A 6,420-nucleotide genomic window follows, 5' to 3' on the forward strand; every position below is an offset into this window, starting at 1 on the left:
ACCCGTAAGTGCCGTCCTCGGCCTTATGGATCTCACTGATCCGCGCTGCGAGCGCGTCGTCGGCCCGGCGGCGGGCCACCCGGGCCGGGGCGGCCTTCAGCCACCGGTAGAACGAGGAGCGGGCCACGTCCAGCACCCGGCACAGCCGCTTCACGCCGAAGGCGTGCTTGTGATCGTCGACGAACTCGAAGCGGCTCACCAGTTCGTCTCGCCCGCGAAAAACTTGGCCGCCTTGCGCAGGATGTCCCGTTCCAGCTCCAGCTCCTCGATCCGGGCTTTGAGCTGCCTGTTCTCCTCTTCCAACACGTCGGGTGAGGCTACCTGGCCGCCGGCGGCCGGCTTCCCGGTCCCGCGCCGCTTGGGACCCGCGGTGCCGTTGCGCTGGGCGGCCAGCACCCACTCCCGCAGCGTCGCCCGGTTGATCCCCAAGTCCTCAGCGACCTGCTTGTAGGTCTTGGACGGGTCAGACAGATACAAGGCCACAGCGTCGGCCTTGAACTCCTCCGGGTAGTTCTTCAGGGCCATCAGTGACATCTCTTCCCCTGGACCTCAAGATCCAGTCTCCAAGGTGTCCACACTCAGGGGTGAGGCCCCGGTTTCCCAACGGCTGTGACTCATCACGTCCTCCTCTCGAATACATGCGTGACGGTGAGGCCGTGCTCTGCCTCGCACCGCTACTTGGCGGCGATCGCCCGGTCGATGTCGGTGATCTGCGTTCCGTCCTGTGTCTTGTGACCGTGAGGACCACAATCACTTTGTTGGACGGCTTCCAAAAGGTCAATCGCCAGGTCGTCCGGTCGAGAGCAACACGCAGTTCCCGTACACCGTCGGCTTCCTCGTTAGCGCCTGCGGCTCTGCTCTCAGCACAGCGATCTTCCTAGAGCCGGAGTGCCCCCGCCCGAGGCTTCTTGTCACCATCAGTCGCCCAGCCCGCCCTCGCCGCCCGACGATGCCCGGCCCTCACCTCTCCCGGCTCCTGTAGGTGGCCCGCAGGTCGATCAACTTCTCCCTGGCCACCTCGTCCAAGGCCCGACGCTGATCCGGGTCCTCCTCCCAGGTGGCTTCCGCGCACAGGACCCTGGCCGCCTCGTGCGGCTCGGCGTCGCGCACCAAGTGCCAGACGGTGTCGCCGCAGCCGCGCCTGCCGTGATCGCGGCGCAGGACCGTGACGATGCCGGAGACGAGGATCTGCCTGGTCCACGGGTTCCTGGCCAGGACCTGCCGGTCCACTGTCAGCCCCTCGTCCATGAGTTCGCCGCCGAGCATGTCGTCCTCCCACCGCCATACGCGACGGCTGACACCCGCTGGTACATGCCAGGCGCCACGGCCTTCGACGGGTACAGAGAACGTCCGGGTGCCGCCGCGGCACAACTCCTTGGCGATGCGCTCGCCGTCGGCGTACTCGCGCAGCCGATCCTCGCCGAGGTCTTGCTGAGACAACGAGCCCCGTTGCGCCTGCTCGGCGTAGTAGTGGTCGATCAGCGGATCCTTGAACCGTCCAGCACGCGCCTGCGGCGGGGTGCAGGAGGCTGGGGTGAGATCCACGCCGTCCTCGATGTCGATCCCGGCCGCGCGCAGCAACTCGTGAACAGTGACGCCCCTGCCCTCCGCCTTGCTGCGCAATCTACGCACCCAGCCATCGAAGGTGTCCAGGTCCGGGTCCGCGCGCAGCGAAGCCCAGTCCGCCACCGCCGAGACCGGCACCGGCGCCTCCCGTCGCGCCGGCGGTTGCACAAGCTGTTCGGGCTCGAGGTCGATCGAGTAGTACAGCACTCCGCGCGTGATGTAGGAGAACGGCGCCGCGTGCGTGATCGGGTCGAACACATCGCGGATCGGCCAGAACCTCAGCAGCCATGCCTCGTCGGACTCACCCGTGGCATGCCCGTCGCCCAGCTCGGGCTCACGCAGGTACATGTGCAAGCCGTACTCGAAACGCGGCGGCCCGATCAGGAAATCATGCCCCCTGCCGTCCATCATCGTGACGACCGCGACCACGCCACTCTCCGCGACGAACGTCGTCGAACTGACCGGCGTCCACGAGGCATCCGCGGGCCCCGGCTCAGCGTCCCAGGACTCCAGCCGCACGGCCGCGACGAAGTGATAGATCTCGTCGGTGGGGGAGCTCAACTCCGGCAGGTCGGTGCCATCAAGTCCGACCGTGTTGTACTCGACGTAGACCTCGTCGTCGAGCCTCCGCAGCAACTGTGCCATGTCAACGCCTTCGCCTTGTTAGTGATCATGCCGGCTTGGCGGAGTATGGCCCAGGGCACTGACAATCCGAGTCGCGGAGATCACGTCCCGTCAGGCCTGCGTCTGGCGCGCCGGCCTGGCCGAGCACGGCCCCGGCGCATCGATGATCGCGAAGGCCTACCGCCTCGTTCTCGGTATCCTCAACACCGCCGTTGACGACGAGCTGAGACTGCCGCTTTGAGTAGCACCCTCCTTAAGATCCGGGTATGCCAGCCAGCGGACGTGTGACCCGGTCTTCGTTCTCCGACAGGATCCAGCGGATCTCCGTCCCTCATGTGATGCCGCTCTTGCCGCGCAGGATTTGGTCGGATGGGGACTGGGGGCGCATCCAGCTCGGTTACGGCTCCCGAGACATGGAAGAGAGATGGGATGTCTTCGCTGAGGGCAATGTCGTCTTCCTGCATCGAAGTTGGGCGGGCAACGGCCTCTTCGAGGCAACCTTCGCCCCAGCTGATGGCGGTGGCTGGCAGATCGCCGAGGCTGTGGCGGAACGCGACCCGGAGCGCTATCGCAGCAACGACGACGAGTACGACAGCCTGACGCTTGAGGTGGTGCTCAGCGTGATCGTTCTCGGGGAGCCCGCGGAAGAACTCCGCGAGACTCTGAGGGAGCTGACCCGCAAGAGGTGGGGGAATGCCGATGTTCCCGCCGGGACTGGATAGCACAGTGATTGATGACCGTGTCGGCACAGCAGTCGGGTGACGGGGTTGGTCGGGTGGAGCTGTAACGGGAAACGGATCTAACGAGCGAAGCGAGGTCTCTCCAGGGAGCGAGAGGGGGCGAATAGCCCCTTCGCAGCGGGGGCCTGGGGTCGCCCCCAGAAAACAAAAGAGCCCCGCGAAGGCGCCAAAAGCGCCAAGCAAGGCTCGCCGAAAGCGGGTGACGGGAATCGAACCCGCGCTGTCAGCTTGGGAATCGACTAGTGATCTACCCTCTCCGAGCTGGGAAACAGGGGTGCAGCTCAGCGCTGGTCGAGTCTCCGTGAGTTCCCCTGAGTGCCCGCTGATCGCCGTTCAATCTGGCATGCATCTGGCAGGTGCTCAAGGTCGTCGCTGTTTGCCAGGGCCTGCCGTGAATCAAGACATCGTTGCGCATCGCGCGTCGGGCTAAGAGATCCTCGACAGCCTGCTTGCAGAGCAATGGCAACGCACGTTCGACATCGCACTGAACAGTCACTGGACTGCTGGAGTGGGATGTCCGGATGTCGGAGCACGGTGATAGACAGCCGGAGTGGAAAACACTCTGGAGTTCCCCGATCTGCTGAGGCTGATTGACGAACGATCGACCGCCTTTCGCGCTGCGGTCGCCTCCGCGCCCAGCCTCGACATCCAGGTGCCGACCTGCCCCGAGTGGACGCTGTTCGATTTGGTGCAGCACCTAGGAGAGGGGCGCCGCTCCTGGGCCGCAACCATCGCGGCAGGACCTGCCGCCCTGGACAAGTCCGCGTGGGATGGCGCCCCCGCTGCGCGTCGGGAGCGCGAGGCCTTGCTGGCCTGGTCTGCCGCATCGACGCAGGAGTTACTGGACGCACTACGGGAGGCCGGCCCGGATCGCGGTTGCTGGACGTGGTGGGGTACGTCGCAGTCGCCGCAGACCTGCGGTGCCGTCGCCCGGCACCAACTCCAGGAGGTCGCGATGCACACCTACGACGCGCAGGTCGCCCTGGGCGCCCCGCAGTCGCTGCCGGACGAGGTGGCACTCGACGGCGTCGACGAGTTCCTGTCCACCTGCGTCGCGGGGACGGCCCCCTGGCCGCACGAGCCCGCTGCCGTCGACTACCACGCTACCGAGGGCCGCTCTTGGCGCCTCTCGCTCTCCGCCGAAGGTGCACGGATCACCCGTCTCCCCACGCCCGGCACCGCTGCCGGCGAGGCCCCGGACACGGCCGACGCCTCCGCCCGGGGCGCGGCTGGTGAGCTGGTTCTCGCCATGTACGGACGTATTCCAGTGGACGCGCTGAAGCTCGACGGCGGCCGACGTCTGTTCGACCTGCTCCTGGCCTGGGACCCGGATGAGTAGGACGTGACGGTGCTCCCCGAGGGCCGCAACACCAGCGCTGCACCCATCCGGCGGCGAGGATGGGGACATGACGCACTACAGCAGGCTCTACAAGGTCGTGATCGATGTACCCGAGGGCGATCACGACAAGGAACTGACGTTCTGGCAGGAGGCGACCGGTCAGACGCTGACTCCGTTCCAGCGGTACCCGGAGTACCACGGCGCCTTCTTACCCGGTGACGTCTTCGCCCTGCTTGTTCAGCGACTCGGGACAGGCCATGCGCGCGTCCATCTCGACATCCACACCGACGACCTGGAAGCGGAGACCGCGCGCCTGGAGGCCCTTGGTGCCCGACCCATGCGGCTGGTGAACGACCATTGGCAGGTCATGGAGGACCCCGCTGGACTGCCCTTCTGCATCATCCCCCAGCCCCCTGGCTCCCTGAACGACGACAACGCTCAACGCTGGGACGGCTGACACCGCGTGACCCCGGGACGGACACGTGCGACACCATGCCGGCGGCGGATCACAGCCTCCCGAACGCCTCGTGTCCACCACCTTGGCGGTCAGTCGGTGGCTCGAAGCCCGGACCAGATGGTCGATCAAGCAGTTCGTCCGCACCGCCCGCCGCTACCGCACCATCCACATCCAGGCCAGCTGATCCATATGGCCAATGGCACGCTTATGGCACGGGGATCAAGCCACACAGCCGGCCTTGGACGCACCGCGCGCACCCCTTCCCCGCAGGGTGTCGCGTGAAGAGTTCTGGGGTACTGCGCCGAGATCAGGCTTCAGGAACCAGACGGGGCCAGACGCGGCATGTTGTCCGAACCCCCTGCTCAGGAGGAGATAGAAGCGGTCCATGAGCTGGAGTTGTTCGTCGTGAGCTTCCGTGCCAGGGCATACGCCAGGAGGAAGGGTCAGATGCCGCGCTACCCGAATCGCGGCCCTGCGAACTGCAACCCTCACAGCTCAGGCTGCGCTCCTCATGCTCCCTACCCTGCGACCAGGTCCAGGAGAAGCAGGAACAGTCCCGCGGGAAATAGGACGGCCACAAGCAAGATCTTTACAGGGCGCGGTACCTTCGCTTGCCATATCTTCCACGCGCCGATCAGCATCCCCGCGCCGACCGTGGCGGGTAAGTCGATGATGGCGCCGCCGATCTCGACCGCCTTGTTTCCCTTTGTGGTCTTCTTCTGTGCGGATAAGTCGACCTGGTCGTAACGAGACGGGATGTAGTCCACACAACAAGCGTATGTCGCGCGCATAGATAATCGGCGGGTTGATGCATGACAGTGGGCTGGGGCTGAGACAACCACCACCTCTTTGGCAACATCCGCAAGCTTCCATCAGGCCGGTTCCAGATCCGTTATCCCGCCCCGGACGGGCACATGCGGACGGGGAAGTTCACAACTATGGACTCCTGCTCTTGTACGGGAGATCACCCTGGAGTTGACCCACGACATCGTGGGTGACTGCCACATCGGCGAGGCCGTGGCCTTGTTGTCGGTCTGGTACGGCCTGGTGGTGTGGACGAACGGCCACTTGTTCCGCTGGCAATCTGGAGAGACGTCCAAGTTGGGCCGGCCGGTTTACGCCTTCAACCCGACTAGCGACTGCGCCAGCGACGACGGGGACGCCACAGTGGACCAGGGAGGGGGAGCGCGAGGGGACGAAGTCCCTTCGCAGCGGGGGTCTGGGGGTCGCCCCCCAGAAAACAAAAGAGCCCCGCGAAGGCGGCAAAAGCGCCAAGCAAGGCTTGCCGAGAGCGGGTGACGGGAATCGAACCCGCGCTGTCAGCTTGGGAAACATCGACTGATCTTGCTGCCCTGAGCTGGGAAAACAGGGGTGCAGGTCAGGGTAAGGCGAGTCCCCCTGTTTCCTTGCGAGTGACCGTGGTCTCCCGCCTGTTCTGGCACGCATCTCGCATACGAACAAGATTGTTCTGGCCGCTTCTCTACCATGATCATGTCAGGCTCGATCAAGGGCTTGCTGTACCTGGAGACCAGGGACAGAGCGAACTGCATGATCGAGATCGACGGTCCCTTCTACCCTGAAGAGACCATGAGAGCCGCGTCTCACCAGGGCTAATGGCACGACGATCATGACTCTGCGCTGAGGTTCTCCTGCCCGGCCATATTTGGCTGTCGAAGCAGACCGTAAAACCGGAA

The 6,420-nt window shown here is 65.2% G+C and carries 6 protein-coding genes and 1 pseudogene; 4 read left to right on the forward strand and 3 right to left on the reverse strand.

From position 1 onward, the window contains the following. A pseudogene (locus AW272_RS45475) lies at positions 1-525 on the reverse strand (transposase); the annotation flags it as partial. Between the two features lie 435 nt (positions 526-960). Further along, entirely contained in the window at positions 961-2,211 is a 1,251-nt protein-coding gene (locus AW272_RS40025) for a hypothetical protein (protein WP_066376531.1), read from the reverse strand. Positions 2,212-2,603: 392 nt separating this feature from the next. Here AW272_RS40025 and AW272_RS40030 point away from each other — a divergent pair, with 392 nt between their 5' ends. The 3 genes from AW272_RS40030 to AW272_RS40040 all read left to right on the forward strand — a co-directional run bounded on the left by AW272_RS40030 (position 2,604) and on the right by AW272_RS40040 (position 4,726). Next, positions 2,604-2,912 carry a hypothetical protein gene (locus AW272_RS40030; protein ID WP_218011242.1) on the forward strand — a complete coding sequence of 103 codons (309 nt, stop codon included), beginning with the start codon at positions 2,604-2,606 and terminating at the stop codon, positions 2,910-2,912. A 568-nt stretch (positions 2,913-3,480) separates the two neighbouring features. Further along, positions 3,481-4,269: a maleylpyruvate isomerase family mycothiol-dependent enzyme gene (locus tag AW272_RS40035; protein WP_066376536.1), complete on the forward strand. Its 789-nt coding sequence runs from the start codon at positions 3,481-3,483 to the stop codon at positions 4,267-4,269. A 67-nt stretch (positions 4,270-4,336) separates the two neighbouring features. Continuing rightward, positions 4,337-4,726, forward strand: a complete 390-nt coding sequence (locus AW272_RS40040; protein WP_066376539.1) for a VOC family protein — start codon at positions 4,337-4,339, stop codon at positions 4,724-4,726. 518 nt (positions 4,727-5,244) lie between these two features. Here AW272_RS40040 and AW272_RS40045 read toward each other — a convergent pair. Continuing rightward, a complete protein-coding gene (locus AW272_RS40045) occupies positions 5,245-5,493 on the reverse strand; it encodes a hypothetical protein (RefSeq protein WP_066376541.1) in 249 nt (82 codons plus the stop codon). 90 nt (positions 5,494-5,583) lie between these two features. Here AW272_RS40045 and AW272_RS46380 point away from each other — a divergent pair, with 90 nt between their 5' ends. Next, positions 5,584-5,724, forward strand: coding sequence for a hypothetical protein (locus AW272_RS46380; protein ID WP_500780258.1), 141 nt, complete (start codon positions 5,584-5,586; stop codon positions 5,722-5,724). Positions 5,725-6,420: the final 696 nt, after the last annotated feature.

Source organism: Herbidospora mongoliensis (assembly GCF_001570545.1).
Taxonomy (GTDB): Bacteria; Actinomycetota; Actinomycetes; order Streptosporangiales; family Streptosporangiaceae; genus Herbidospora; species Herbidospora mongoliensis.

Bases quoted from the DNA above. Each gene is read 5' to 3' on its own strand.
- AW272_RS40025 (WP_066376531.1), bottom strand. From the start codon at position 2,211: ATGGCACAGTTGCTGCGGAGGCTCGACGACGAGGTCTACGTCGAGTAC.
- AW272_RS40030 (WP_218011242.1), top strand. From the start codon at position 2,604: ATGGAAGAGAGATGGGATGTCTTCGCTGAGGGCAATGTCGTCTTCCTG.
- AW272_RS40040 (WP_066376539.1), top strand. From the start codon at position 4,337: ATGACGCACTACAGCAGGCTCTACAAGGTCGTGATCGATGTACCCGAG.